20 protein-coding genes are annotated in these 22,975 nt (G+C 73.9%); 5 read left to right on the plus strand and 15 right to left on the minus strand.

What is annotated here, in order from left to right; genetic code table 11:
* Nucleotides 1-8 precede the first annotated feature (8 nt).
* Together CNQ36_RS25795 and CNQ36_RS25800 are read right to left on the minus strand one after the other, a co-directional pair.
* Nucleotides 9-1,406 carry an FAD-dependent oxidoreductase gene (locus tag CNQ36_RS25795; RefSeq protein ID WP_121548597.1) on the minus strand — a complete coding sequence of 466 codons (1,398 nt, stop codon included), beginning with the start codon at nucleotides 1,404-1,406 and terminating at the stop codon, nucleotides 9-11.
* Nucleotides 1,407-1,455: 49 nt separating this feature from the next.
* Nucleotides 1,456-2,466 carry a DUF4349 domain-containing protein gene (locus tag CNQ36_RS25800; RefSeq protein ID WP_121547720.1) on the minus strand — a complete coding sequence of 337 codons (1,011 nt, stop codon included), beginning with the start codon at nucleotides 2,464-2,466 and terminating at the stop codon, nucleotides 1,456-1,458.
* A 155-nt stretch (nucleotides 2,467-2,621) separates the two neighbouring features.
* On the opposite strand from CNQ36_RS25800, the gene hemG reads away from it, so the two are divergent.
* Both hemG and hemQ read left to right on the plus strand, forming a co-directional pair.
* Nucleotides 2,622-4,079 carry a protoporphyrinogen oxidase gene (hemG, locus tag CNQ36_RS25805; protein ID WP_121547721.1) on the plus strand — a complete coding sequence of 486 codons (1,458 nt, stop codon included), beginning with the start codon at nucleotides 2,622-2,624 and terminating at the stop codon, nucleotides 4,077-4,079.
* 5 nt (nucleotides 4,080-4,084) lie between these two features.
* On the plus strand, nucleotides 4,085-4,816 hold the full coding sequence (gene hemQ / locus CNQ36_RS25810; protein ID WP_004923619.1) for a hydrogen peroxide-dependent heme synthase: 732 nt from the start codon (nucleotides 4,085-4,087) through the stop codon (nucleotides 4,814-4,816).
* On the opposite strand, the gene CNQ36_RS25815 is transcribed toward hemQ, so the two are convergent.
* The 8 genes from CNQ36_RS25815 to CNQ36_RS25850 all read right to left on the minus strand — a co-directional run bounded on the left by CNQ36_RS25815 (nucleotide 4,817) and on the right by CNQ36_RS25850 (nucleotide 14,560).
* Complete coding sequence (locus CNQ36_RS25815) at nucleotides 4,817-6,430, minus strand: alpha/beta hydrolase (RefSeq protein WP_121547722.1); 1,614 nt, start codon at nucleotides 6,428-6,430, stop codon at nucleotides 4,817-4,819. It abuts the gene before it with no gap.
* A gap of 137 nt (nucleotides 6,431-6,567) precedes the next feature.
* Nucleotides 6,568-7,338 carry a TIGR04222 domain-containing membrane protein gene (locus CNQ36_RS25820; RefSeq protein WP_121547723.1) on the minus strand — a complete coding sequence of 257 codons (771 nt, stop codon included), beginning with the start codon at nucleotides 7,336-7,338 and terminating at the stop codon, nucleotides 6,568-6,570.
* Between the two features lie 109 nt (nucleotides 7,339-7,447).
* On the minus strand, nucleotides 7,448-8,755 hold the full coding sequence (locus CNQ36_RS25825) for an MbnB/TglH/ChrH family RiPP precursor modification enzyme (RefSeq protein WP_121547724.1): 1,308 nt from the start codon (nucleotides 8,753-8,755) through the stop codon (nucleotides 7,448-7,450).
* A 147-nt stretch (nucleotides 8,756-8,902) separates the two neighbouring features.
* The gene (locus CNQ36_RS25830; RefSeq protein WP_121548598.1) at nucleotides 8,903-10,960 is read right to left on the minus strand and encodes a neutral/alkaline ceramidase; all 2,058 of its coding nucleotides are present in this window, start codon (nucleotides 10,958-10,960) and stop codon (nucleotides 8,903-8,905) included.
* Nucleotides 10,961-11,114: 154 nt separating this feature from the next.
* Nucleotides 11,115-11,840, minus strand: coding sequence for a peptidyl-tRNA hydrolase (locus tag CNQ36_RS25835; protein ID WP_004923604.1), 726 nt, complete (start codon nucleotides 11,838-11,840; stop codon nucleotides 11,115-11,117).
* Between the two features lie 33 nt (nucleotides 11,841-11,873).
* The gene (locus tag CNQ36_RS25840; RefSeq protein ID WP_004923600.1) at nucleotides 11,874-12,059 is read right to left on the minus strand and encodes a hypothetical protein; all 186 of its coding nucleotides are present in this window, start codon (nucleotides 12,057-12,059) and stop codon (nucleotides 11,874-11,876) included.
* Between the two features lie 27 nt (nucleotides 12,060-12,086).
* On the minus strand, nucleotides 12,087-12,932 hold the full coding sequence (locus tag CNQ36_RS25845) for a polysaccharide deacetylase family protein (protein ID WP_121547725.1): 846 nt from the start codon (nucleotides 12,930-12,932) through the stop codon (nucleotides 12,087-12,089).
* Between the two features lie 104 nt (nucleotides 12,933-13,036).
* Nucleotides 13,037-14,560, minus strand: coding sequence for an FAD-dependent oxidoreductase (locus CNQ36_RS25850; RefSeq protein WP_121547726.1), 1,524 nt, complete (start codon nucleotides 14,558-14,560; stop codon nucleotides 13,037-13,039).
* A 265-nt stretch (nucleotides 14,561-14,825) separates the two neighbouring features.
* On the opposite strand from CNQ36_RS25850, the gene CNQ36_RS25855 reads away from it, so the two are divergent.
* Entirely contained in the window at nucleotides 14,826-15,311 is a 486-nt protein-coding gene (locus CNQ36_RS25855) for an SRPBCC family protein (RefSeq protein ID WP_004923591.1), read from the plus strand.
* 59 nt (nucleotides 15,312-15,370) lie between these two features.
* Here CNQ36_RS25855 and CNQ36_RS25860 read toward each other — a convergent pair whose 3' ends face one another.
* The 5 genes from CNQ36_RS25860 to zapE all read right to left on the minus strand — a co-directional run bounded on the left by CNQ36_RS25860 (nucleotide 15,371) and on the right by zapE (nucleotide 21,406).
* A complete protein-coding gene (locus CNQ36_RS25860) occupies nucleotides 15,371-16,765 on the minus strand; it encodes a PhoX family protein (RefSeq protein ID WP_121547727.1) in 1,395 nt (464 codons plus the stop codon).
* 90 nt (nucleotides 16,766-16,855) lie between these two features.
* Nucleotides 16,856-17,689, minus strand: a complete 834-nt coding sequence (locus CNQ36_RS25865) for a slipin family protein (RefSeq protein WP_121547728.1) — start codon at nucleotides 17,687-17,689, stop codon at nucleotides 16,856-16,858.
* Between the two features lie 137 nt (nucleotides 17,690-17,826).
* Complete coding sequence (locus CNQ36_RS25870; RefSeq protein WP_228313084.1) at nucleotides 17,827-19,314, minus strand: SulP family inorganic anion transporter; 1,488 nt, start codon at nucleotides 19,312-19,314, stop codon at nucleotides 17,827-17,829.
* Nucleotides 19,315-19,322: 8 nt separating this feature from the next.
* Complete coding sequence (locus tag CNQ36_RS25875; RefSeq protein WP_121547730.1) at nucleotides 19,323-19,904, minus strand: carbonic anhydrase; 582 nt, start codon at nucleotides 19,902-19,904, stop codon at nucleotides 19,323-19,325.
* A gap of 398 nt (nucleotides 19,905-20,302) precedes the next feature.
* The gene (gene zapE, locus CNQ36_RS25880) at nucleotides 20,303-21,406 is read right to left on the minus strand and encodes a cell division protein ZapE (protein ID WP_121547731.1); all 1,104 of its coding nucleotides are present in this window, start codon (nucleotides 21,404-21,406) and stop codon (nucleotides 20,303-20,305) included.
* A gap of 37 nt (nucleotides 21,407-21,443) precedes the next feature.
* On the opposite strand from zapE, the gene CNQ36_RS25885 reads away from it, so the two are divergent.
* Both CNQ36_RS25885 and CNQ36_RS25890 read left to right on the plus strand, forming a co-directional pair.
* A complete protein-coding gene (locus CNQ36_RS25885) occupies nucleotides 21,444-22,229 on the plus strand; it encodes a pyrimidine reductase family protein (RefSeq protein WP_121547732.1) in 786 nt (261 codons plus the stop codon).
* Nucleotides 22,230-22,428: 199 nt separating this feature from the next.
* A complete protein-coding gene (locus CNQ36_RS25890; protein WP_206278511.1) occupies nucleotides 22,429-22,902 on the plus strand; it encodes an indole-3-glycerol phosphate synthase in 474 nt (157 codons plus the stop codon).
* The last annotated feature ends 73 nt before the right edge of the window (nucleotides 22,903-22,975 follow it).

Consider the following 22,975-nt stretch of genomic DNA (forward strand, 5'->3'; position numbering starts at 1 on the left):
ACCCGGGGTCAGGAACCTGCCCGGATCTTCGACGCCGCCTTGCGGGCCGCCACCAGGACCGGGTCCCAGACGGGGGAGAAGGGCGGGGCGTAGCCCAGGTCCAGGGCCGTCATCTGTTCCACCGTCATGCCGGCCGTCAGGGCGACCGCGGCGATGTCGACGCGCTTGCCCGCACCCTCGCGGCCGACGATCTGGACGCCGAGGAGCCGGCCGGTGCGCAGTTCGGCGAGCATCTTCACCGTCATGGCGGAGGCGTTCGGGTAGTAGCCGGCGCGGCTGGTCGACTCGATGGTGACCTTCTCGAACCGCAGCCCCACACGGTGCGCGTCCTTCTCGCGCAGCCCGGTGCGCGCGATCTCCAGGTCGCACACCTTGCTGACCGCCGTACCGACCACGCCCGGGAACGTCGCGTAGTCGCCGCCGACGTTGGCCCCGATGATTTGGCCGTGCTTGTTGGCGTGCGTGCCGAGCGGGATGTGCCGCTGCTGCCCGGAGACCAGGTCGAGGACCTCCACGCAGTCGCCGCCGGCCCAGATGTTCTCGTGCCCGCGCACCCGCATCGACCGGTCGGTGAGCAGCCCGCCGTGCTCGCCCAGGGGGAGTCCGGCGGCCCGCGCCAGCGAGGTCTCCGGGCGGACCCCGATGCCGAGCACCACGACGTCCGCCGGGTACTCGGCGTCCGCGGTGACGACCGCGCGCACCCGGCCGTCGTCGCCCGTGAGCAGCTCGGTGACCTCGGCGTCGTTCACCATGGTGATGCCCATGCCCTCCATCGCCCGGTGCACCAGGCGTCCCATGTCGGGGTCGAGGGTGGCCATCGGCTCCCTGCCGCGGTTGACGACCGTCACCCGGTAGCCGCGGTTGATCAGCGCCTCGGCCATCTCCACGCCGATGTAGCCGGCGCCGACGACCACCGCGCGGCGCCCGCGGGTGCGGGCCAGCGTGTCCAGGAGGGCCTGCCCGTCGTCCAGGGTCTGCACGCCGTGCACCCCGGGGGCGTCCACGCCGGGCAGCCGCGGACGGATGGGCCGCGCGCCGGTCGCGATCACGAGCTTGTCGTACGACGTCCAGGACTCGGCCCCCGTGTCGAGGTCACGCGCGCGCACCCGCCCCCGGCCGGGATCGAGCTCGGTGACCTCGGTGCGCATCCGCAGGTCGATGTCGCGCGCCCGGTGCTCCTCGGCGGTGCGCGCGATCAGCCGGTCCCGCTCGGGGACGTCGCCGCCCACCCAGTAGGGGATGCCGCACGCGGAGAAGGAGGTGAAGTGGCCGCGTTCGAACGCCACGATCTCCAGCTCGTCCGGACCCCTCAGCCGGCGGGCCTGGGACGCCGCGGACATTCCCGCGGCGTCACCGCCGATCACGACCAGGCGTTCCCTCGCACCGCGCGCGTCACTCATGCTCATGAGGAACACGCTACGGGGGCGGGGGATTTCAGGCCCGCACGAGGGTGCGTCAGTCCTTCCCGTTCCCGTTCCCGTTGCCGTCCGCGCCGTCGGGTGCCCGGCGGGGCGCCGGGGCGGTCAGCGGCGGGGCCGCGGGCAGCGGGCCCGGGGCGCCCGCCGCGGGCGCCGGCTCCGGCCGCCGCAGCCGGGGGCGTACGGCCTTCAGCCACAGCAGGACGAGCAGCGCCGCCACCGCCGCGAACGGCAGCACCGCGCCGATCGCCACGGCCAGCCAGCGCAGCATGGTCAGGAACGCGTCCCAGCCGCCCGCGAGCGCGTCGAGGAAGCCGGGGTCGTCGTCCTCCGCCGCCTTCCGCACCGGGGACTCGGTCAGGGTCAGGGTGATGGTGGCCAGGCTCGTACGGTCCTTCAGGGACGCCTGCCGGGCGAGCAGGGCCTCCAGGTCGGCCTGGCGGCTGCTCAGCTCGCCCTCCAGGGTGACCACGTCGCTGAGCTTGGTGGCCCGGTCCATCAGCTCGCGGATCCGGGCCACGCTGGCCCGCTGCGAGGTGATCCGGCTCTCCACGTCGACCACCTGGTCGGTGACGTCCTGCGCCTTCGCGGTGCGTGCGAGCAGCTTGCCCGTGCCCTCGAGGCCGGTGAGGACCTCCTCGTACTTCTCGACGGGCACGCGCAGCACCACGCGCGTGTGCTCGTGGCCGTCCTCGTCCCGGTCGGTGCTCTCATTGCCGATGTAGCCGCCCGCGTTCTCCGTCGTCGTGCGGGCCTCGTCCAGCGCCCCGGGCACGTCCTTCACCCGCACGGTCAGGGAGGCGGTGCGGATGATGCGGTTCGCGGTGGCCTTCGGCGGCGCGGTCTCCCTCGCGCCGTCCGCCGCGCCGCCGGGAGCGCCCTGTTTCGCGTCCTCCTGCAGGGACTGCCCCTCCGCCCGCGCCGCCTTGTCGGCGGCCCCGGCCGAGGCGGAGTCGGCCCCCGCGCTGCACCCGCCGGCGGCGAGCGCCGCCGCCAGCAGGAGCCCGGCGAGGGCGTGGGTGGATCGTACGGATCGTCGTGAGCGCATATGGGGCTCCCCCGCGTGGTGATGGCTGACGTTCCTTCGACGCGGCAGCGGGCCGGGACGTTGGGGCGGAAGGGTCCCGATGCGGTCACGGTAGGGACTCGGCAGGGCCACATGGCCCTGGCGGGACCGCCGGCGGAGTCTGAGAAGGTGGGGGCATGAGCGGATCACATGCGGGCTCCGGACGGCACGTAGTCGTCGTCGGGGCGGGAATCGCCGGGCTGGCCGCCGCGCACCGGCTGCTCGCGCACGGGGCGCGGGTGACCGTGCTGGAGGCCTCCGGCCGGGTCGGCGGCAAGCTGCTGCCGGGCGAGATCGCCGGCGCGCGCGTCGACCTCGGCGCGGAGTCGATGCTGGCCCGCCGCCCCGAGGCGGTGGGCCTCGCCCGCGAGGTGGGTCTCGCCGACCGCCTCCAGCCGCCGGCCACCGCCACGGCCTCGCTCTGGACCCGCGGCGCCCTGCGCCCCATGCCCAAGGGGCACGTCATGGGCGTCCCCGGCACCGCCGACGCCCTCGCCGGCGTGCTGTCCGACGAGGGGCTGGCCCGGATCGGGCGGGACGCCGAGCTGCCCCGCACGGAGGTCGGCGACGACGTGGCCGTCGGCGAGTACGTGGCGGCGCGCGTCGGCCGCGAGGTCGTCGACCGCCTGGTGGAGCCCCTGCTCGGCGGGGTGTACGCGGGCGACGCGTACCGCATCTCGATGCGCTCGGCGGTCCCGCAGCTCTTCGAGGCCGCGCGGACCCACACCTCCCTGACCGAGGCGGTCCGCGGGATCCAGGCGAGGTCCGCGGCCTCGGCGCCGGCCGGGCCCGTCTTCATGGGCCTGGCGGGCGGAGTGGGCACCCTGCCGCTCGCGGTCGCCGACTCCCTGCGGGCACGCGGGGCGGAGATCCTCACCGGTGCGCCGGTCACGGAGCTGCGCCGCGCACCGGAGGACGGCTGGCGGATCCTCGCCGGCGACCGGGTCCTGCACGCCGATGCGGTCGTCGTCGCCGTGCCCGCACCGGCCGCCGCCGCACTGCTGCGCTCCGAGGCCCCCGGCGCCGCCGCCGAGCTCGCCGGGGTCGAGTACGCCTCCATGGCGCTGATCACCCTCGCCTTCCGCCGCGCGGAGACCGCTCTGCCCGAGGGCAGCGGATTCCTGGTGCCGCCCGTCGACGGCCGCACCATCAAGGCGTCCACCTTCGCCTCCGCCAAGTGGGGGTGGATCGCCGAGGAGAACCCCGGACTGGTGGTCCTGCGCACCTCCGTCGGCCGGCACGGCGAGACGGAGATCCTCCGCCGTGACGACGCCGGCCTGGTGGAGGTCTCCCGGCACGACCTGAAGGCCGCCGTCGGACTGGACGCCACCCCGGTCGCGACCCGCGTCACCCGCTGGCAGGACGGCCTGCCCCAGTACCCCGTCGGCCACCACGCGCGCGTGGCCCGCGTCCGCGGGCACCTCGCCTCTCTCGCCGGTCTCGCGGTGTGCGGCGCGGCCTACGACGGTGTCGGCATCCCCGCGTGCGTCGCGAGCGCGTACGCCGCGGCCGACCAGATCCACGGTGACCTGCACGGTGTGCAGGAACTCACCGCCCACCCGGTGCAGAGCCTCCACGGAGCAGCAGGAGAATGAGGGACATGAGTGACGACGCCACCACCCCCGCAGCCGACCGGATCCCGAACAAGGGCAAGCTGGCCAAGGACCTCAACGAGGTCATCCGCTACACCCTCTGGTCGGTCTTCAGGCTGAAGGACGTGCTGCCCGAGGACCGGGCCGGGTACGCCGACGAGGTACAGGAGCTGTTCGACCAGCTCGCCGCCAAGGACGTCACGATCCGCGGCACCTACGACGTGTCGGGCCTGCGCGCGGACGCCGACCTCATGATCTGGTGGCACGCCGAGACCGCCGACCAGCTGCAGGAGGCGTACAACCTCTTCCGCCGCACCAGGCTGGGCCGCGCGCTGGAGCCCGTCTGGTCGAACATGGCGCTGCACCGCCCCGCCGAGTTCAACCGGTCGCACATCCCGGCGTTCCTCGCCGACGAGACGCCCCGCAACTACGTGAGCGTCTACCCCTTCGTGCGCTCCTACGACTGGTACCTGCTGCCCGACGAGGACCGCCGCCGCATGCTCGCCGACCACGGCAAGATGGCCCGCGGCTACCCGGACGTGCGCGCCAACACGGTCGCCTCGTTCTCCCTCGGCGACTACGAGTGGATCCTCGCCTTCGAGGCCGACGAGCTGGACCGCATCGTCGACCTCATGCGTCACCTGCGCGGCTCGGAGGCCCGGATGCACGTCCGCGAGGAGGTCCCGTTCTACACGGGCCGCCGCAAGAACGTGGCGGAACTGGTCGCCGGCCTCGCCTGATCAGACGCCGGGCCGGTCCTTCCCGGCCCGTCCGCCCGCCGGCTGCGGCTCGGGTTCCGGGTGCGGTGCGCAGGAGGCGCGCCGCCCCGGGACCCTGCCTTCCAGCAGGTACGCCTCCAGATGGCGGTTCACACAGGCGTTGGGTCCGCCCGCGAGGCCGTGGCTGCCGGCGTCCCGCTCGGTCACCAGCACCGACCCCGCCAGCCGCCGGTGCAGCTCCAGGGCGCCGTCGTAGGGGGTGGCCGCGTCCCGCTCGGCCGCCAGGATCAGCGTCGGCGGCAGCTCCCCGCGGCCGGCGCGCACGTCCAGCGGCCGCTGCCGGGGGCCCTGCCAGTAGGCGCAGGGCAGGTTGGTCCACACATTGCCCCAGGTCTCGAAGGGCGCCCTGCGCGCCAGCCGGGTGTTGTCCCGGTCCCACACCGCCCACTCGGCCGGCCAGGGCGCGTCGTTGCACTCCACGGCGAGATACACCGCCCGCGCGTTCTCCGCCTCCGCCGCCGCCTCCGGATATTCCTGGGCCTGCTCGACCAACGGCCCGGAGTCGCCCCTCAGATACGCCGACAGCGCGTGCGCGCGCTGCGGCCAGTGGTCGTCGTAGTACCCGGCCTTGAGGAACGCCGCCTGCAGCTGCGCGGGGCCGACCCTGCCGCCCGCCGGCTCCGCAGCCAGCCGCGCGCTCGCCCTCTCGTAGCTGCGCCGCACCTCTTCGGCCGTGCCGCCCAGCCCGTAGACGTCGTCGTGCTCGGCGGTCCAGGCCCGGAAGTCCGCCCAGCGGTCCTCGAACGCCGCCGACTGGGCGAGGTTGTTGCGGTACCAGATCCGCTCTGGGTCCGGGTTCACCGCCGAGTCGAACACCATCCGCCGTACGTGGGAGGGGAACATCGTGGCGTACAGCGCCCCGAAGTAGGTGCCGTACGACGAGCCGAGGTACGTCAGCCGGTTCTCCCCGAGCGCGGCCCGCAGGACGTCCAGGTCACGGGCGTTGTTGAGCGAGTGGTAGTGCCGCAGCGAGCCGCCCGTCCGCTCGGCGCACCCCCGCGCGTACGCCCGGGCCCGCGCGACGCGCTCCCGCTTGTACGCCGCCGACGGGTGGACCGGCGCCTTCGCCGGGCCCTCGAAGAAGGTCCCCGGGTCCGTGCAGGACAGCGGCGCGGAGCGGCCCACCCCGCGCGGGGAGTAGCCGACGAGGTCGTACGCCGCCGCGACGCGCTTCCACTCGGGGAGCGCGCCCGTCATCGGGAAGTACATGCCGCTCGCGCCCGGCCCGCCCGGGTTGTGGACCAGGGAACCCTGCCGGGGCACCTTGCGCTTGCTGTTGTCGGGGTCCTTCCCGGTGGCGCGTGCGCGGCTGACGGTGAGCAGGATCCGTTCGCCGTCCGGGCGGGCGTAGTCGAGCGGGACGGCGACGGTGCCGCACCGCACGGTGGGCGGGAGTTCCTGCTCCGGGGGACAGGCGCCGAAGTCGATGCCCTCCGCGGCGGCGCGTGCGGCGGCCACGGCGGTGCCGCGCAGTTCGGCGGAGGGGGAGGCGGGGGTTCCGGCGCCGGCCGGGGCGGCGGCCAGGGCGGTGAGCAGCAAGGACCCTGTGGCCACATGGACGGCGGCGGTTCTCATCGACGGTCCCTTCGGTACACACGTAAGCGACAAAAGGGATATTTCTTTTGAGTGGTGGTCCGATGCAAGGACCCTCCGCCGGGGTGTCGGCGCCCGTGACCCGAAGCGGTGGCCCGGTGCGGCGACCGCGGCGGCCGCTAGTGACGCGGCTCCCGGTGCGCGAAGGCCGCGCGCAGCTCCGGCTCGCCCACCGCTCGGATGCCGCGCACCGCGACGGAGGTGAGACAGGTGCGGTCGTCTCCGGCCTCGCCTGCGCTGCGCGGGAGCGCGCCCAGCAGGCGCTGGCCCGCCGGTGAGGCCCAGCGCGAGTACGGGTGGACCTCGAACCGCGCGATGGCCAGACAGCCCAGTGTGAGGATCAGCGGCAGCGTGAACCACAGGGCGACCAGATGGCGCGGCATGTCCGACGGGACGGGCATCAGCAGGGCGGCCGCCGCCAGCCCCGCCACCGCCGTCCCGGCGAGCCGCACCTGCCGTACCGCGTCCGCGACGGTCGTCCCCGCGCCGTCGGGCACCGCGAGTCCCGCGCCGACCAGCCGTTCGGAGATCCCGCGCACGGCGTCGGCGGTCGCCGCGGCGGTCCGCACCGGCGCGAGGGGCGACTGTCCCTGCGGGCCTATCGCCCCTATCACCGAGCGCTCCATCTCGTCCCGCCCGCGCGGGTCGACCACCGTCGCCCAGCCGGTGTGCGCCAGCAGCAGCCTCCGCTGGCGGGCCATGGCGACCAGCGTGACGTCGGCGACCCTCGCCGGTCCGCCGGACAGGAACGCGGCCTCGTACAGCGTCAGATCGCGCCCCGCTCCCGTGTCGTGGCCGGCCACGGCGCCGCGCACGGCGGTCAGGCACAGCCGCAGGCACGCCGCACCGGCGACGGCCCAGGCCAGGAGCAGGAGAGGGACCCAGAACATGAGTTGTTTGTAAAGGACATGGTCGCGGGAACGCCATGCCCTGTTCACGATCCGGGACGGAGTGTTGCCGGTATGTGATGTTCCGCGCGGTTTGGGCGACCGTCACCGGTCAGCGCCGCAGCAGCACCCGCCGGGTGGCCCGCGCCAGCCGCACCGCCGGCCTGTCCGACCGCGGCCTCGGCCCCGACCGCTCCAGCCACCACCGGCGCAGCTCGCGCCGCGCCCGCGCGTCCTCGGGCCCCCCGCCGCCCAGCAGTTCCTCGGCGAAGTCCAGCGCGTCCCGCCGGTAGCCGCCGGTCATCGGCAGCGTCTGCGCGTACGCGAGGAAGGCGGACCGGTATCCCTGCCCGAGGATCACCGGGAGCTCGGGCGCGACCTTGGCGACCACGTCGGCCCGCTTGGCGGCCAGCGCCCGCGCCTGCACTCCCATGCGCGTCCGGTCGAACCCCTCCGGCACCGGGGTTCCGGCGACCAGCGAGGACAGCACCGCGGTCTGCGCGAGCGCGAGCCGCTGCCGGGCGGCCCCGAGCGAGCCCTCCCGCGGCCCGGGGCGGACGCCCGTGACCGCGGGAGTGCTCGCCCTCCGGCCCTCCGTCCCCTTCCCGACCGCGTGCCGGATCGCGTCCAGCTCCCGCTCCATCTCGTCCGCCTCGGGGAAGTTCTCGTCCCGCTCCAGCAGCACGCCGGGAGGGGAGACCCGCGACGCGAGATCGGTGAGGACGTCCAGCACCGGCTCGGGGACGGGGTGGGCATGGCTGTCGTGCCATACGCCGTCCCGCTCGAACCCGCCCGCGACATGGACGTACGCGAGGGCCTCCAGGGGCAGTTCGGCGAGCGCCTCGGCCGGGTCCTCGCCCAGGTTGACGTGGTTGGTGTGCAGGTTGGCGACGTCGATGAGGAGCCGTACGCCGGTCCGGTCGGCCAGCTCGTACAGGAACTGCCCCTCGGTCATCTCCTCGCCGGGCCAGGCGATCAGCGCGGCGATGTTCTCGACGGCGAGCGGCACGGGCAGCGCCTCCTGGGCGATGCGGACGTTCTCGCAGAGCACGTCGAGGGCGTCACGGGTGCGCGGCACGGGCAGCAGGTGCCCGGCCTCGATGGCCGGGGACGCGGTCATCGCCCCGCCGGCCCGCACGAACGCGATGTGCTCGGTGACGAGCGGCGACCCGAGCGTCTCCGCCCGCTCGGCGAGGGCGGCGAGCCGTCCCTCGTCGGGCCGCTCGGCCCCGCCCAGCCCCAGCGAGACGCCGTGCGGCACGACGGTCACCCCGCGCCCGCGCAGCCGCAGCAGCGACTCGGGCAGATGCCCGGGACAGACGTTCTCGGCCACGACCTCGACCCAGTCGATCCCCGGCATCCCCTCCACGGCCTCCGCGATCTCCGGCCGCCACCCGATCCCCGTCCCCAGTCGCACCATCGTCCCGTCCCCCTCCTCCGCCCGGCGTGTCCGGCCCCCGCGGGTGACATGGATATGGCCGCCGGCCCCGCCCCCGAACCGCCCCGGCTCACCTTCAGAGCAACATTTGAGGTTCGGGGGCGGCGCCGCGGCGGGCCCTTTCGCGGGTCAGCGGACCGTGAAGGCCGGGGTCGTGCCGGTGAACGGGGTGATCGTGCCGGTGAGGCTTCTGGCGTCGCCGTGGTACACGAGACGGTACGTGCCCGCGGGGGTGCCCTGGGGGACGTCCCAGGTGAGGGTGACCTGGGAGGCGGCGACGCCGTCGCGCTTCCAGTGGAAGCGGGTCGGCCAGTCGCCGTCGTCGGCGACGGTGTGCCAGGTCCCGTCGGCCTTCCGGAGCTGGACCTCGAGATAAGTGCCGCCCCGGTGCAGGTCGTTGCCCGGGTGGGCGCCCGCGAAGACGGCCTCGACGCGCTCGCCGGCGCGGTAGTTCTCCCGCGGCGGCACCAGGACGTCCCCGAACTTCCGGAAGGCCGGCGGCGCGTCCAGCACCACCCCCGGCTGCTGGGAGAGGGCCTTGCCGGAGATGTCCGGCGCCTCGGGGCCGAGCGGCAGTTCCGTGCCGTCGCGCAGCGCGGTCGCCAGCGCGGCCGCGGTCTGCTGGAGCGCGGGGAGCTGCCAGCGGCCGAAGAGGGTGCTGCCGCCCTCGTACTGCTGCGCGTCGTACTCCTCGGGCGTGGTCAGGTAGTGGAAGTACGCGTTGGCGTACCCGGCGACCAGGACATCGTCGAGGTCCGCGCCGACGATCCCGGCGACCGTGCGCCGCAGCCGCAGTCCCGCGCAGACGGTGACCTCGCCCGGTATGCCGATGAGGTAGAGGCCGCCGATGCGGACCAGCATCACCGGCACCCGCTCCTGCACCCACGGGTACACGCGGTTCATCTCCCCGATGGGCACGAAGACGTCCTTCGGCGCCTGCGCCTGCTTCAGCTCCGGGGAGACCGTGTAGATCACGGAGTCGGAGATCGCGTCCCAGAAGGGGTTCTCGCCCTCCTCGAAACCGGGGAAGGCCGGCCCGTCCTCCATGCTGCCCGCCGCCATGGAGGCGCCGACGCAGGGCTTGGACGTCCGGTGGGTGCGTCCGTCGCCGGTGAACTCGGGGCGCACCGTGACGTCGGAGAGGTCGACGTAGACCAGCCGGGAGTCGACGGGCCCGGACAGCCTTGCTCCCCGTCCGAGTTGGGCGGCTGCGGCCTCGTACTGCAGCAGTCCGCTCGCGCGGGTGTGCGCGAAGTCCTCCGGTGTGGTGGGCGGCCGCAGATCGAGGTTGGGCGACATGTCGCCGCTGTTGGTCTGCGCGAACGCCGAGACGAACGCCGGGGAGCCGTCGGACAGGTAGTCGACCTCGTTGACCTCCCGCTCCCAGTGGTACGCCGCGTACCCCTTGTTGTCCGCGCTGATGAGCCGGTTGTCGCCGGACATGCTGGTGCTGTGCACCGGGAACCAGTTGACGGCCCCGACCGTCCGGCCGGCCCGCTCCACCCGGAGCAGTGTGGTGTGCGGGTCGACGGCGTCCGGGAAGTGGTCGCGGTCGGCCTTCGGGTTGCGGTCGAAGGCGGAGCGGGAGCGGTTGACGCTGGCCCCGGTCAACGTGCCGTGGCTGAGCACGAGTTCGGACGGCGCGAGGTCGTCGTGGGCGCGCCGCGCGGCCTCCAGGATTCCGTCCGCCACCGCCTCGAAGGTCTTGCGGTGGAAGCCGAACGTGGTCGTGTTGTACAGCAGATGGTGGGAGTAGCCGCCCGGACCGCTGTGGGTGTGGGTGGCGGTGATGAGCACGTTCCGCGCGGTGTAGAGACCGCCGTACGCCTCGGCGAGCCGGCGCAGCACCGCCTGGTGCACGCTCCCGAAGATCATCGGCGAGTCGGCGACGATCAGCATCACCCGCCGCCCGCTCGCCTCGTCGACCACGACGAAGGCGCGGGCCCGCAGCCGGGTGTGGAGTCCCGCGGCCTGCTGGTCGAACCGGCCGTACCCCATCATCCCGACCTCGGCCACCTCACCGGTGGCGTCGGCGAGGCCGCGCCCGACGAGGTAGCCGGTGTCACGGGCGGGGGCGGCGCCGGCCGGGGCGGGGGCGGCCAGCTGGGCGCCCGCCAGCCCCAGACCGGTGAGGGCTCCCGCCCTCAGGACCGTACGGCGACTGCGAACAGGACGTTCCGCGGACATCAGCTGCTCCTCCGGCTCGATCGGCCCCCCGCGGCACAGAACCTGAACGACGTTCAACTTCTGCGTCACCATTGGTACCCCGCATGCCATGAACACGGCAAGAGGTGTGCGCGCCCGCTCCCGCGCGCGGCCGGCGGTCCGGAGGGCCGTGGCGTCAGCCGGCCCGCAGCGCCGGGTGGTCCGCCACCACGGTGCAGGAGCCCGGCGCGATCTCCGTGAAGCCCGCGTCGCGGACCGTGGGCAGGCCGCCGGCCGTCAGGGCGGGCCACCGGGCGGGGGAGGCGGTGCGGACCGCGAGGGGGAAGCCGGTGGCGTGCCAGGCCGCGCGGGCCTCGTCCGGGAGCCGCCACCAGGCCAGCTGGGCGCCGTGACCCGCCTGGGCCATGGCCTTGCCCGCCGACATGTCCAGGTCGGGGTTGAGCCAGAGGGTGGGGACCGCCGGGTCCGCGGGCGGCACGGGATCCGGGTCGTCGAGGTCGGTGCCGGAGACCTGGAGGCGGGCCAGGTCCTTGGGCCAGCCGTCCAGGGGGACGGGCGGGAAGACGCGGACCTCCGCCGACTTGCCGGTGACCGTGATGCCGGGGAGGGCCTCCGCGCGCCGCCACTCCGCGCCGCGCGCCCGGCGCACCACCTTGCGGATGCGGGCGTCCTGCCAGTCGCGCATCGCCCCCGCCCACTCGCCCTCGCCCACCGAGCGTGCGTCGCTCAGCATCACCAGCACCGCGCGGGCCGCGGTCTCCAGGGCGTCCGTGCGGGGCGGGGGCGCCGCGCGCTCGATGCGGACCACCAGGGGCAGCACGAACTGGGGCGCCGCGTCACGGGCGCCGGGGTCGGGGCGGAAGGGGCTGTCGGGGGCGGGTGTCGTCCGGTCGTCGCTCACGGGTTCAGTGTGCCAAGCCGCGACGCGGCCCCGTCAGCCGGAGCAGGCCGTGCGCTCCGCCTCCCGCCATTCGCAGACCGGGCACAGCGTGATCCCCTTGTACGACTCCGGGTACTCCGTCGGCTCCCGGCACAGCACGCACCGCGCGTACGGCGGGCCCTCGGCCCTGGGCGGCCGGGACGCGTCGATCAGGCAGTAGTCGCCGTCGGTGTCGCTCATGCCTCCAGCCTAGGGGCCCGGGGCGGGTCAGTTCCGGCCGGTCGCCGCCGCGATCAGTTCGGAGACCTTCACGAAGCGGTAGCCCTGGCGGCGCAGCTCCGGGACGATCGTCCGCACGGCCCGTTCCGTCGCCGGGGCCGCGCTGCGGGTGCAGTGCAGGACGACCACCGAGCCGGGGCGCACTCCGTCCAGCACCTGCCGGGCCACCGCGTCCGCGTCCGTGGCGAAGGCGTCGCCGCCCACCACGTCCCACTGCACGGCGGTCACCCCGGCCGGGGTCAGCGCCCTGAGCGCCGCCCGGTCGTAGCAGCCGCCGGGGAAGCGGAAGTACGGCTTGGCGTCGGGCACCCCCGCCTCGCGGAACGCCGTGTAGGCCCTTTCCACGTCCGCCCGCATCCGGCCGGCGGGGACGGTCGGCAGGCCGTAGCAGTCGCCGGTGAACGCGTAGTGGCTGTACGAGTGGTTGGCGACCTCGAAGAGCGGGTCCCGGCCGAGGGAGCGGGCCTGGTCCGGGTACTCCTCGGCCCAGCGGCCCGTCATGAACACCGTGGACGGCACCTTCAGCGCACGCAGCGTGCCGATCAGGCGCGGGTGGTCGAAGTGCTCGCCCGCCGCGGCCCGCGGGCCCTGATCGGCGGTCATGTCGGCGTCGAAGGTGAGGGCGACCGTCCGGTCGCCGGTGCGCGGTCCGTGCCGGAAGACCGGGGTCAGGCCGGAAGGGCCCGGGGCGAGGGTGGCAGCGGGGGACGCGGGCGCGGAGGAGGCGGAGGGCGCGGGGCGGGGCGCCTGCCGGGCCGGCTGGGAGGCGGCGCAGGCGCTGAGCGCGGTGGCGAGCACGCTTACGGCGGCTGCGCGGCGTACGAGAGTGATCACCGTATGACAATATGAGTGGTTTCTTGCCCTTTCCGTAGATACGGGGCCGGGCCGGACCGTGCGTCACCCGGGCGGGTGCCGGAGGACTCCGCGCTCCGGCGGCCTCACAGGTCGCGCCGCTCCAGCGGACGGGTCGCCGGGCCCTGGACGACCTTGCCGTCCGTGTCGAAGCGGGAGCCGTGGCAGGGGCACTCCCAGGCGCGTTCGGCGGCGTTGAAGTCGACCAGGCAGCCGAGGTGGGTGCAGCGGGCGGAGACGGCGTGCAGGGCGCCGTCGTCGTCGCGGTACACCGCCAGCCGGCCGCTCTCGGTGCGGACCACCGCCCCCTCCCCCGGCGGCAGCGCCTCCGCCGGGGGCGCGGGGCGCAGCCGGTCGCCGACGAAGTGCCTGGCCACCTGCGCCTGGTGCTTGAGGAAGGACGGCGCCTCACGCACCGCGGAGGCCAGCCGGCGCGGGTCGTACAGTCCGCTCCACTCGCACGGCGCCCCGGTGATCTGCGCGGTGAGCAGCAGGCCCGCCATCATGCCCCCGCTCATCCCCCAGCCGCCGAACCCGGTGGCGACATAGGTGTGCCGGGCGCCCGGGTGCAGCGGGCCGACGAGCGGCACGGTGTCGGTGGGGTCGTTGTCCTGCGTGGCCCAGGAGTGGGTGAGTTCCACACCGGGGAAGTGCGCGCGGGCCCACCCGGAGAGGCGGTCGAACAGGGCGCGGGCGTCACCCGTGCCCGGTGTGAAGTGCTCGCCGGTGACCACGAGGAAGCGGTGGGTGCCGTCCTCGCCGTAGGGGGCGGTGCGGACCGAGCGGGTGTTCTCCTCGGGGGTGATGTACATGCCGCCCGGGTCCTGGGCGGCCGGCAGCGGCCCCGCGACCACCAGTTCCCGGCGCGGGGACAGCCGGGTGAACAGCAGCGCCCGGTCGAACACCGGGTAGTGGGTCGCGACCACGACGTCCCGCGCCGTCACCGTGGCTCCGGACGCCGTCGACAGACGGCACGGCGAGCCCTCCTCCAGGCCCAGCACCGTGGTGTCCTCGTGGACGCGTCCGCCGTGCGCGACGATGTCGTCGGCGAGTGCCAGCAGGTACTTGAGCGGGTGGAACTGGACCTGGTCCGTCACCTCGACGGCGCCCGCCACCGGGAACGGCAGACCGGTCTCCGTCACGAACGACGCCGGCAGGCCCGCCTCCCGCGCAGCCCGGGCCTCCGCGCGCAGTTCGTCCACCCGGTCCGCGTCCCGGACGAAGGTGTACGCGCTGCGCCGTTCCCACTCGCAGTCGACGCCGAGCTCCTCCACGATCCGGGCGGTGTGCTCGATCGCCTCGGACTGCGATCGGGCGTACAGCCGCGCGCCCTCGCTGCCCCGGGTGCGGCGCAGCTTGTCGTAGACCAGCGTGTGCAGGGCGGTGACCTTGGCCGTGGTGTGCCCGGTGACACCGGCCGTGACCCGCCCGGCCTCCAGCACCGCGACGCTCTTCCCGGCCCGCGCCAGCTCCCGGGCCGTGCACAGTCCGGCGATCCCCGCGCCGACCACGGCCACATCGACATCGAGGTCTTCGGTCAGTGCGGCGCGTCGGCCGCCCGGCGCGGTCTGGAGCCAGTACGAGCCGCTGACCTGCTGGTTCTCTGTCATGCCGGCCGAGTACCCCCGAGCGTCGTGTTCAGTGGCACCGCCGACTCCCTGCGGGACGGAGGAGGAAGCTGTGAGCTGTCCGTGTCACGTCCGGCCGCGGCGTGGCCGATGAGCTTCGCCGCGCCGCGGAAACACGTCACGGTGCTGGAGCGGGCCGGTCCGGTCGGCGGGGAGCGGCGCGGGCGGGGAGCGGCCGGCGCGCACCGACCCCCGGAACGGTGGGCCGCGCGCGCCCCGACGGCAGCACTGCGAAAGGACAGGACGGATGACCGTCACCCAGGTGGACGACGACGTCGACAACCTCACCCTCACCCTCGTCGCCGACTTCACGGCCCCCGTGGAGGGGGTGTGGCAGCTGTGGGCCGACCCGCGGCTGCTGGAGCGCTGGTGGGGCCCGCCGAGCTACCCGGCGACCTTCGAGGAGCACGATCTGACGCCCGGGGGCGGGGTGAAGTACCACATGACCGGTCCGGAGGGCGAGAAGTACGGGGGCTGGTGGCGGATCTCCTCGGTCACGCCGCCCACCGCCCTCGAGTTCACCGACGGCTTCTCCGACCAGGAGGGCAGGCCGAACCCCGAGATGCCGACCACCTCGGTACGGATGACGCTCACCGCGCTCGAGGGCGGCACGCGGATGGAACTGCGGTCCGTGTTCGACACCCGCGAGCAGAGGGAACAGCTGGCCGGGATGGGCATGGTGGAGGGGCTGAGTCTGTCCGTCGGGCAGATGGACGCCGTCCTCGCGGGCTGAACCCCCGTCGGGGCGGAGGGCGGCTCACCGGCTCGCCCTCCGCCCCGGTCCCGGCGCGGCTACCCGCGCCAGGGCCCCGTCACGGCGAACGTCGTGCCGGGCGTGTAGCAGTTGACGTACATCGTGCGGCCGTCCGGGGAGAAGGTCACCCCGGCGAACTCGCCCCACTCCGGTTCCTCGGGTGTGCCGATGTTCTGACGGCCGCGGGCCATCGCGTAGACCTCGCCGTGCCGGGTGACGCCGAAGACGTACTGTGCGCCTCCGCCGTCCTCGCAGACCATCAGGCCGCCGCTGGGCGCGAGGCAGATGTTGTCCGGCGACTCGCCGGGCAGCTGGATGTCGGTGTCCGGACCGAAGACGATCACCAGGGTGAGCCGGCGCCGGTCCGGGTCGTAGCGCCAGATCTGGCCGTAGTGGTCGCCCGCCGACCCCTCGGCGCTGTGCGCGAAGGACGAGACGAAGTAGACCGAGCGACCGCCCCAGTAACAGCCCTCGAGCTTCTGCGCGTGGGTGATGCCCTTCGGGCCGAAGTCCTGGTGCCGGATCGGTGTCCGCGCGGCCTGCGGGTCCGGTACGTCCACCCATTCGATGCCGTCGAACCGGGCGCCGATCTCCTGGATGGACGACAGGTCGGGCACCCCGGGCACCCGCATCGCCTGGAGCCGGCCGCCCGCGCGCAGCGAACCGGTGCCGCCCAGCGGCTTCTCCGGCAGGAAGCGGTAGAAGAGTCCGAACGGCCGCTCGAAGGCGTCCTCGGTCTCGTAGACCACGCCCCGCTTCGGGTCCACGGCGATCGCCTCGTGCTGGAAGCGGCCCATCGCGGTCAGCGGCACGGCGCCCGTGCGGTGCGGGTCGGCGCCGTCGACCTCGAAGATGTAGCCGTGGTCCTTGGTGTAGCCGTTGGTGCCGGCCCGGTCCTCGGTCTCCTCGCAGGTCAGCCAGGTGTCCCAGGGGGTCGGGCCGCCCGCGCAGTTCACCGCCGTACCGGCGATCGCCACCCGCTCCGACAGCACCCGGCCGTGGGCGTCCAGGGTCAGCGCCGTGCAGCCGCCCTTGCCCCCCGGGTCGTAGGTCAGGCCGTCGATCACCGGGACGGGGACTCTGCCGTTGGCGCGGTTCTCGTGGTTGCGGACCAGGTGGACTCGGCCGTGGCGGCCGGCGAACGCCGCCATGCCGTCGTGGTTGGACGGCACCGGGCCCTCGCCGGAGCGCAGGGGCTCGCCCTCACGGGAGAGGACCCGGTAGCGGAACCCCTTCGGCAGGTCGAGCAGTCCGTCGGGGTCGGGGACGAGGGGGCCGTAGCCGCCGTGGCCGAGGTTCTGGGCGGCGGCGGTGCCGGTGAAGAGCTCGGAGAGGGCGCCGGAGAAGGCGATGCCGACGCCGAGGGCGCCGGAACGGGCGAGCATCTGACGTCGTGTCGCGGGGGAGCCGGTGGTGGACCCGGTCTCAGGCATGGGGAAACCTTCCTGCTGGCGGACAGGAACTGTGACCCCGCCGTGTCTATCACCTGGTGCGGATCACGGGAACCACGCGTGTCCCTCCAGTCAGCCCGTGTCACGGCGCCCGGGGCGGTGGCCGTCGGTCTCCGGGCCCGCCTCCACGGCCTGGTCCGGCGCCGGCTGCCCGGCCCGCTCCAGGAAGCGCAGGAGCTCGACGGGGAACGGCAGCACGAGGGTGGAGTTCTTCTCGGCGGCGACGGCGACGATGGTCTGGAGCAGACGCAGCTGGAGGGCGGAGGGGGTGTCCGCCATCTGCTGGGCGGCCTCGGCGAGCTTCCTGGACGCCTGCAGCTCGGCGTCGGCGTTGATGACGCGGGCCCGGCGTTCGCGGTCGGCCTCGGCCTGGCGGGCCATGGAGCGCTTCATGGACTCGGGCAGGGAGACGTCCTTGATCTCGACGCGGTCGATCTGCACGCCCCAGCCGATCGCCGGGCTGTCGATCATCAGCTCCAGGCCCTGGTTGAGTTTCTCGCGGTTGGAGAGCAGGTCGTCCAGGTCGCTCTTGCCGATGATCGACCGCAGGGAGGTCTGCGCCATCTGGGAGACGGCGAAGCGGTAGTCCTCGACGTTGATGACGGCGGCGGGCGCGTCGACGACCTTGAAGTAGACGACCGCGTCTACGCGGACGGTCACGTTGTCCCGGGTGATGCCCTCCTGGGCCGGGACCGGCATCGTGACGATCTGCAGGTTGACCTTGCGCAACCGGTCCACGCCGGGGACGACGAGGGTGAAGCCGGGCGGGCGCGCGTCGCCGTACAGCCGGCCCAGGCGGAAGACCACTCCGCGCTCGTACTGCTTCACGACTCGCGCGGCCGCGACGACATAGGTCACGCCCGCCAATCCCACGGCGACGGCTGCGGTGAGCAGTTCCTGGACCATGTGGACCCCCCGGTGCAGAGGTCTGTCGGGCTCTTCTTCGGTCCGCTTCTGTAACGATATGCCCGATGTTCGGTGCGGGGCCATGCCGGGTCGCGGCGGCGGACGGTGTTCCGCCGCCGCAGCCCTCTCTTCCGCCTCTAGGTGGCCGTGACCGGGAGGCCCTTCTCCTCCGCCGGGCGCTCGGTGAGCTTCACCGGGGCCGTGCCCGGTGCGCTGTGGCGTTCGGACCAGTTCCGCAGGGCCGTGAGACAGGCGTGGTCCACGTGGTGGAGGCCGGTGAGGTCCAGTTCGACGGGACGGTCCCGGGGGAGGGACTCCAGGGTGTCCAGGATCCTCGGCAGCCGCAGGAAGGTCGCGTTGCCCGTCAGGTACACCTGGAGCGGGCCCGCGCCCTTGTCTATGACCTCCAGCTTCGCCTGGGAGGCCTCCCAGGCCGTCTTGGCGACCGCCAGGGCCAGACCGATCAGCACGCCTTCGAACATGTTCACCACGACGATCGACACGGCGGTGACCACCAGGATCAGGGCCTCGCCCCGCTGGCCCCGCCAGAGCGTGGCCACGGCCCGGAACGGGATCAGCTTCCAGCCGGCGTGGACCAGGATGCCGGCCAGCGCGGGCAACGGGATCAGCGCCAGCGCGGACGGCAGCAGCGCGGCGAACAGCAGCAGCCACACGCCGTGCAGCACCCGGGACGCCTTGGTCCTGGCGCCCGCCCGGACGTTGGCCGAGCTGCGCACGATGACCGCGGTCAGCGGCAGCGCGCCGAGGATCCCGCAGACCGTGTTGCCCGCGCCCTGCGCCATCAGCTCCTTGTTGTACCGGGTGGGTGGGCCGTCGTGCAGCCGGTCCACCGCGGCGGCGCTGAACAGGCTCTCGGCGGAGGCGATCAGGGTGAAGGCGACGATCGTGCCGAGGACGCCGATCCCCAGCCCGCCGAAGGCGTCGGCGCCGGGCGGCTGGACGGCGTCGAGCAGCCCTTGCACCTCGACCGTGGCGACGGGCACGCCGAACGCGAGGGTGACCGCCGTCGCCAGCAGGACCGCCGCGAGGGCGCCCGGTACGGCCCCGGCCGGCCCCGGCATCCGGCGCCACAGCACCATCACGGCGACGGTGCCGGCGCCGACCGCGAGCGAGGCGAGCGCCTCGGTGCTGCCGAGCGCGTCCGCGACGGCCCCCGGCAGTCCGAGGATCTTGTCGGTGCCGGAGGCGGGCGCCGTCAGTCCGGCTGCCGCGTACAACTGGCCCGCGATGAGTACGAGTCCGATGCCGGCCAGCATGCCCTCGACCACCGAGAGCGATATCGCGCGGAACCAGCGCCCGAGCCGCAGGGCGCCCATGGCCAGCTGGAGGAGTCCGGCGGCCAGCACGATCACGCCGAGCGCGGGCAGCCCGTAGGCGTCGACGGCCTCGAAGACCAGCACGGTCAGCCCGGCGGCCGGACCGGAGACCTGGAGGCTGCTGCCCGGCAGCAGACCGGTGACCAGTCCGCCCACGATGCCGGTGATCAGGCCGAGTTCGGCCGGGACACCGGAGGCGACGGCGACGCCCACGCACAGCGGGAGCGCGACGAGGAACACGACGAGCGAGGCGGCGAAGTCCTGCCGCAGATGGGGGAACCTGGACACGGCCGTGCTCACAGCGCCTCGAAGGAGTCCGTGCCGGCCAGGTGTTCGCGCACGGCTCCGGTGTGCACCTCGTAGTACCAGCCGCGCATCCGGAGCCGGCCCGAGGCCAGCCGCTGCCCGACGCACGGGTAGGAGCGCAGTCGCAGCAGCTGCGCCAGGACGTGGTGCTGGACCGCCTCGGCGCAGGCCGGGTCCGCCGCGTCGGCCGACGCGGGCTCGTCGGCGGCGTGCGCCAGCCAGTCGCGCACGGCGGGCACGGCGTCGAGGTCGTCGCCGCGCACCAGCGCGCCGATGGCCCCGCAGTGGGAGTGGCCGCAGACCACGATGTCCGTGACGCCGAGGACCCCCACCGCGTACTCGACGGTGGCCGCCTCGGCGCTCGGGCGCCCGGGGGCGTACGGCGGGACGATGTTGCCCGCGGTGCGCAGCTCGAAGAGCTCGCCGGGCCGGGCGCCCGTGATCAGGGCCGGTACGACCCTGGAGTCGGAGCAGGTGATGAACAGGACGTCGGGGGATTGCCCCTCGGCGAGGCGGGCGAACTCCTCAGGGCGCTGTCCGAACATGCGGGCGTTGTCGATGAGGGGCTGCATCTTGGTGATTCCTCCTGGCGCGCGTGGGGACGCGTCGGACGGGCAGGAAAAGAACGCGCACTTCGCCGACCCATGGCCTTTGCCTCACGAATCGTCTACGCGAGTGCGAAGGGCGGGGGGAAATGCGGGAAAGTGGAGCGCGGGTAAAGCGACGGTGAGGGGCCGGGGTGCGGCCGCGGTCGCCGGACCTTGGAACATGTGTGCTTCGCAAGGTGGTTCGCACCTCTTCCGCATGCCAACGGCTGGTCAACTGTTGGTCAAGAAACACGTTAACCCTGCAAAGTCCTTTGCAGGGTTAACTCGGTGTTTCGTGGCGGAGAGCGCCTGAAAAGAAAGGGTGTGTTGGCGTGAACCCGCCCTTGATCAGCGGCGATCCGACCGGGTGTTCGACGCGCGGTTCACCGGGCCTCGGTGAGCCGTCCCGCGTCGCGTGCCAGGGCGGTGAGGCGGGAGATCGCCCGGAAGTACTTCTTGCGGTAGCCGCCCTTCAGCATCTCCTCGCTGAACAGCTGGTCGAACGGCAGCCCGGAGGCGAGTACGGGGACCTCGCGGTCGTACAGCCGGTCCGCGAGGACGACGAGCCGGAGCGCCGTCGACTGGTCCGGCACCGGACGCACACCGGTGAGGCACACCGCGCGCAGCCCGTCGGTCAGGGCCCCGTAGCGGCTGGGGTGGACCTTCGCCAGATGGTCCAGCAGGTCGGCGAAGGCGTCGAGTGAGGCGCCCTCCGTGGCGTGTGCCGTCCGCGTCACCAGCTCGTCGGAGTACGGCGCCGGCGCCTCGGGCAGACCGCGGTGGCGGTAGTCCTCGCCGTCGATGCGCAGGGCGCGGAAGTGGGCCGACAGGCCCTGGATCTCGCGCAGGAAGTCGGCGGAGGCGAACCGGCCCTCGCCGAGCTTGCCCGGCAGCGTGTTCGAGGTGGCGGCGAGCGCGACGCCCGCCTCGACCAGCTTGCCGAGCAGGGTGGAGACGAGCACGGTGTCGCCCGGATCGTCCAGCTCGAACTCGTCGATGCACAGCAGCCGGTGCCCGGAGAGGGTCTTCACCGTCTGCTGGAAGCCGAGCGCGCCGACCAGGTTGGTCAGCTCCACGAAGGTGCCGAACGCCTTGAGGTCGGGATCGGCCGGGGTGGCGTGCCACAGGGAGGCCAGGAGGTGGGTCTTGCCGACGCCGTAGCCGCCGTCGAGGTAGACGCCGCGGGGGCCCGCCGGGGCCTTGCTCGCCGCCCTGCCGAAGCCGAACAGCCTGCGCCTGCCCGCGGCGCCGGCCGCCGGGGAGCCGAGGCCGGCCGCGAAGCCGTCGAGGACGCGCACGGCCTCGGTCTGGCTCGGCTGGTCGGGGTCCGGGATGTACGTGCCGAAGCGGACCGAGTCGAAGCGCGGCGGCGGCACCATCTCGGCGACGAGCCGGTCCGCGGGGACGTGCGGCTCACGGGCGCACAGCGACAGCGGGGGCACGTCGGTTATCGGACCGGGACGGGCGGCGGGGGAGGAGGACGACACGGTCCACCATGGTACGGCGCGTGGAAGACTGCCCGGCATGCGACGCCTGTTCCCCGTGACCGACGTGACCGACGCGACCGGCGAGGCGGCGGCCCGCGAGTGGAGTCCCGCCGAGCTGGCCGCCGCGTACGCCTACCCCGAGCCGGGACCGGAGGGGCGGGAGCCGTGGCTGCGGGCCAACATGGTGTCCACCCTCGACGGCGCCGCCCAGCACGACGGCCGCTCCCAGCCCATCTCCTGCCCGGCCGACATGCGGATCTTCGGCGTGCTGCGGGCCCTCGCGGACGTGGTGCTGGTCGGCGCGGAGACGGCCCGGCAGGAGGGCTACCGCCCGGCCCGCGCCCGTGCGGACTTCGCGGCCGCGCGGGAGGCGGCCGGGCAGGGCCCCGCGCCGGTGATCGCGGTGGTGACGGCCGGCCTCGACCTGGACTTCTCCCTGCCGCTGTTCACCTCCCCCCTGGTGCCCACGCTGGTGCTGACCGGCGCCGGGGCCGCCCCGGACCGCGTCGCCGCCGCCGAGGCGGCGGGCACCCGCGTGGTGCGGGCCGGGGAGGGCGCCGGAGTGGACCCCGCGCGGGTGGTGCCGGCGCTCGCGGAGCTGGGGCACACCCGGCTGCTGACCGAGGGCGGGCCGCGGCTGCTCGGCCAGCTGGTGGCGGCCGGGGTGCTGGACGAGCTCTGTCTGACCGTCTCGCCGATGCTCGCCGCCGGTGACGCCCAGCGCATCGCCGGTGGACCGTCGGTGACACTTCCGCGGCGTTTCGCGCTGGAGTCGATGCTGGAGGAGGACGGTTTCCTGTTCACGCGGTACCGGCGATCCTGACCGGAAGCGGCCGGGAGGGCCGGCCGGGGACCGCCGGTCCGGTGATCGGCGCGGCCCGTCCGTCCGCACGCCACGACGACGGGCAACACTGAATCCGGCAGTACCCGTGCGAACACGGGGCAGGATGGTTTCCGCAGGGCCGGATCCGGCCACGGAGCAGAGAGGGGCCCGAGGGTCCTCGGAGGAGAAGGGGCGCCTGGTGTTCACAAGCGTACTGATGATCGAGAAGGCCCTGACGTCCGCCGACGTGGAGTTCGTCACCACCTTGCACGGCGACGAACCGGTCTCCTTCCATGTGCTGCTCCAGCCACGCGGCGAACAGGCCGACCGGCTGCTGAGGGCCATCGACGACGTCGCGCTCGGCGAGCTGGACGAGGCCGTCCGCGAGCACGAGACCCCCGAGGGCGAGGAGGCCCAGAGCATGGGGGAGCGGGCCCTGGAGGTGTCCCTGCAGGCCCTGCGCACCACCGGTGACACGGCGGAGGGCCGGCTGGTCGATAACCACCCGCTGGACGCGCTGAAGGCCGTGGTGGCGGAGGTGGAGGCGGACGAGGTGATCGTCCTGACCGACCCGCACTACGTGGAGGAGTTCTTCCACCGGGACTGGGCCTCCCGGGCCCGGCACAAGGTCGGGGTGCCGGTGCTGAAACTGTTCTCGCACAGCAAGGCATAGGCTGGGGCGGCGCTCTCCCGGCTCCGCGGGTGAGGGCGCGGAGACCGTCGTCCCGCTCGTCGCACCACTGGGA

It is taken from the genome of Streptomyces fungicidicus (assembly GCF_003665435.1).
Lineage (GTDB): Bacteria > Actinomycetota > Actinomycetes > Streptomycetales > Streptomycetaceae > Streptomyces > Streptomyces fungicidicus.

Coding starts and splice junctions, on each gene's coding strand:
- CNQ36_RS25795 (WP_121548597.1), bottom strand. CDS start 1,406: ATGAGCATGAGTGACGCGCGCGGTGCGAGGGAACGCCTGGTCGTGATC.
- CNQ36_RS25800 (WP_121547720.1), bottom strand. CDS start 2,466: ATGCGCTCACGACGATCCGTACGATCCACCCACGCCCTCGCCGGGCTC.
- hemG (WP_121547721.1), top strand. CDS start 2,622: ATGAGCGGATCACATGCGGGCTCCGGACGGCACGTAGTCGTCGTCGGG.
- hemQ (WP_004923619.1), top strand. CDS start 4,085: ATGAGTGACGACGCCACCACCCCCGCAGCCGACCGGATCCCGAACAAG.
- CNQ36_RS25815 (WP_121547722.1), bottom strand. CDS start 6,430: ATGAGAACCGCCGCCGTCCATGTGGCCACAGGGTCCTTGCTGCTCACC.
- CNQ36_RS25820 (WP_121547723.1), bottom strand. CDS start 7,338: ATGTTCTGGGTCCCTCTCCTGCTCCTGGCCTGGGCCGTCGCCGGTGCG.
- CNQ36_RS25825 (WP_121547724.1), bottom strand. CDS start 8,755: ATGGTGCGACTGGGGACGGGGATCGGGTGGCGGCCGGAGATCGCGGAG.
- CNQ36_RS25830 (WP_121548598.1), bottom strand. CDS start 10,960: ATGTCCGCGGAACGTCCTGTTCGCAGTCGCCGTACGGTCCTGAGGGCG.
- CNQ36_RS25840 (WP_004923600.1), bottom strand. CDS start 12,059: ATGAGCGACACCGACGGCGACTACTGCCTGATCGACGCGTCCCGGCCG.
- CNQ36_RS25850 (WP_121547726.1), bottom strand. CDS start 14,560: ATGACAGAGAACCAGCAGGTCAGCGGCTCGTACTGGCTCCAGACCGCG.
- CNQ36_RS25855 (WP_004923591.1), top strand. CDS start 14,826: ATGACCGTCACCCAGGTGGACGACGACGTCGACAACCTCACCCTCACC.
- CNQ36_RS25860 (WP_121547727.1), bottom strand. CDS start 16,765: ATGCCTGAGACCGGGTCCACCACCGGCTCCCCCGCGACACGACGTCAG.
- CNQ36_RS25865 (WP_121547728.1), bottom strand. CDS start 17,689: ATGGTCCAGGAACTGCTCACCGCAGCCGTCGCCGTGGGATTGGCGGGC.
- CNQ36_RS25875 (WP_121547730.1), bottom strand. CDS start 19,904: ATGCAGCCCCTCATCGACAACGCCCGCATGTTCGGACAGCGCCCTGAG.
- CNQ36_RS25885 (WP_121547732.1), top strand. CDS start 21,444: ATGCGACGCCTGTTCCCCGTGACCGACGTGACCGACGCGACCGGCGAG.